This is a genomic window from Arenimonas sp., assembly GCF_019459675.1.
Classification (GTDB): domain Bacteria; phylum Pseudomonadota; class Gammaproteobacteria; order Xanthomonadales; family Xanthomonadaceae; genus Arenimonas.
Map to the genome: position 1 here is coordinate 1 of NZ_JAIBFH010000371.1, position 2,660 is coordinate 2,660.

3 protein-coding genes are annotated in these 2,660 nt (G+C 71.5%); all 3 read left to right on the forward strand.

The annotated features are described in order from the left end of the window. The coding region (locus K0M70_RS12405; RefSeq protein ID WP_290782393.1) for a rod shape-determining protein MreC at positions 1-349 on the forward strand (349 nt) is incomplete at its 5' end. Continuing rightward, a complete protein-coding gene (gene mreD / locus K0M70_RS12410) occupies positions 346-840 on the forward strand; it encodes a rod shape-determining protein MreD (RefSeq protein WP_290782395.1) in 495 nt (164 codons plus the stop codon). The genes K0M70_RS12405 and mreD, both read left to right, overlap by 4 nt. A 2-nt stretch (positions 841-842) precedes the next feature. Further along, a partial coding sequence (gene mrdA, locus K0M70_RS12415) for a penicillin-binding protein 2 (protein ID WP_290782397.1) occupies positions 843-2,660 on the forward strand: 1,818 nt, incomplete at its 3' end.

Sequence of the window (2,660 nt, forward strand, 5' to 3'; positions counted from 1 at the left end):
CCGGGGGCCACCCCCCCGGCTGCGCTCCCCAAACATACCCCCCCCCCCCCCCCCCGGGGGGGGCCACCGCCTGGTGACGTCCGGTATCGGCGGTCGCTTCCCCGCCGGATTCCCGGTCGGCGTGGTGGAGTCCCTGCATCCCGACGACACGCGCCTGTTCGTGGTGGCCGAGGTTCGCCCCGCGGCGCGCCTGGATCGCGGCCTGGAAGTGCTGTTGGTGAGCAACGCGGTGGACGAAACCCGCGCCGGCCCCGACGTGCCGCCGCCGGAAGTGGCCGAGCCTGGCGCCGAGGCCGGCGAGCCCGCGGACGCTGCCGCCACGCCGCCCGCCGGAACCCCGCAACCATGACCCGCACGCCATCGTCCTGGCTGGTTTACGGCAGCCTTGTCGCCAGCCTGCTGGTGCTGGTGGTGCCGCTGCCCACGGGCGTAGACCTGGCACGGCCCTACCTGCTGGCGATGCTGCTGTGCTACTGGATGCTCGAAGCGCCCGACCGGGTGGGCCTGGGCGTGGCGTTCACGGCGGGCCTGGCCGCTGATCTGGTTTCGGGCACGCTGCTGGGCGAGCAGGCGCTGCGGCTGGTGGTGCTGGCTTTCCTGGTGCAGCGTTTCCGCGCCCGGCTGCGCTTCTTCCCGCTGTGGCAGCAGGCGCTGGCGGTCTTCGTGCTGCTGCTCAACGACCGCCTGATCGTAATGGCCATCCGGCTGGTCAGCGGCGACGGGCTGGCGCCGTGGGGCACCTGGGTTTCGCCGCTGCTGGGCCTGGCCCTGTGGCCCTGGCTGTTCCTGCTGCTTGACGAGCTGCGCCTGCGGCTGCGCGAGCGTGAGCGCGGCGCCTGAGCATGGCCATGCGCGCCCCGCCGCGGCAGAAACTCAAGAACGTGCACGCCGAAGCCGAGCAGTTCCGGCGGCGCGCGCTGGTGGGCTTGCTGGGTATCACCCTGGCGATGCTGGGGCTGGCCGGCGGCTACTTCCGGCTGCAGGTGCTGCAGCACGAGGAGTACCAGACGCGCTCGGAGGCCAACCGCATCAAGCCGCGTCCGATCGTGCCTGCGCGTGGCCTGATCTACGACCGCAACGGCCGGCTGCTGGCCGACAACGTGCCCGCCTACCGCCTGGAGATCGTGCCCGAACAGGTGCGCGACATCGACCAGACCCTGGCTGGCCTGGCCCAGCTGGTGGACCTGGACCCCGAGGAGATCGAGCGCTTCGGCCAGGCGCGCCGCGCCACCCGCGGCTTCCGGGCCATCCCGCTCAAGCTGCGCCTGGATGAGGCCGAACTGGCGCGCCTGGCCGTCAACCGGCACCGCTTCCCCGGCGTGGAAGTGGTGCCCTACCTCACGCGGCGCTACCCCTACGGCCCGCTGTTCTCGCACATCATCGGCTACGTGGGCCGGGTGGACGTGGCCGACCTGGAGGCCATGGGCGAAAGCCGCAATGCCGCCCTGACGCATATCGGCAAGGCCGGCATCGAGCGTTACTACGAAGACCGGCTGCGCGGTGAAATCGGCTACGAGGAAATAGAAACCAACGTCGAGGGCCGCGCGTTGGGCGTGGTACGCCGGCATGACGCCCGGCCCGGCGCCGACCTCTACCTGAGCGTGGATGCCCGGCTGCAGCAGGCCATGGTGGACGCGTTCGAGGGCAAGGACGGCGCGGCCGTGGCCCTGGATCCGGCCACGGGTGAAGTGCTGGCCATGGTCAGCCTGCCGGGCTACGACCCCAATCTTTTCATCAACGGCATCAGCCACAAGGACTGGGAAGCGCTGCAGGGTCCGTCGCGGCCGCTGTTCAATCGCAACGTGCTGGGCGGATTTCCGCCGGGCTCCACCATCAAGCCGTTCATGGCGCTGGCGGGCCTGGAATATGGCCTGCGCACGCCACAGGACCGCACGCTGTCCACCGGCGAATTCTTCCTGCCCGGCCAGGCGCGCGGCTACCGCGACTGGCGTCCCGGCGGGCACGGCTCGGTGGACCTGCGCGAATCGATGGCGCAGTCGGTGAACACCTACTATTTCAAGCTGGCCCTGGAGCTGGGCGTGGACCGGATGGACACCTTCTTCCAGCGCCTGGGGTTCGGCGAGCCGACCGGCATTGATCTGAGCGGCGAGATTTCCGGCGTGCGCCCGTCGCGCAGCTGGAAGCGCCGCCAGCTCAACACCCAGTGGTACCCCGGCGACACCGTCAACGCCGGCATCGGCCAGGGCTTCTGGGTCACGTCCCCGCTGCAGCTGGCGCAGGGCACGGCCATGATTGCCAACGGCGGCGTGCGCCACCGTCCGCACCTGGTGCGCGAAAGCCAGGCCGGTTTCGACCAGGCGCGCGTGCTTGAAGCGCAGCCGCCCGGCGTGCGCGTGGTGCCCGACGACGCCAACCTGGCCGCTGTGCGTGATGCGCTGGAGGCCGTCATGCACAGTCCCAGCGGCTCGGGCCGCGTCGCGGCCAGCGGCGCGCCTTACCGCATGGCCGGCAAGTCCGGCACCGCACAGCGCACCAGTCGCCGCGGCCTGGCCAGCACCAAACCCGCCGACCTGCCGTACCACCTGCGCCACCAGGCCTGGTTCATCGCCTACGCGCCGGCGGCTGAACCCACCATCGCCATCGCGGTGCTGGTGGAACACGGTGGCTCGGGCTCCCGGGGCCGCGGGGCCGGGGGGGGG

Coding starts and splice junctions, on each gene's coding strand:
- mreD (WP_290782395.1), top strand. CDS start 346: ATGACCCGCACGCCATCGTCCTGGCTGGTTTACGGCAGCCTTGTCGCC.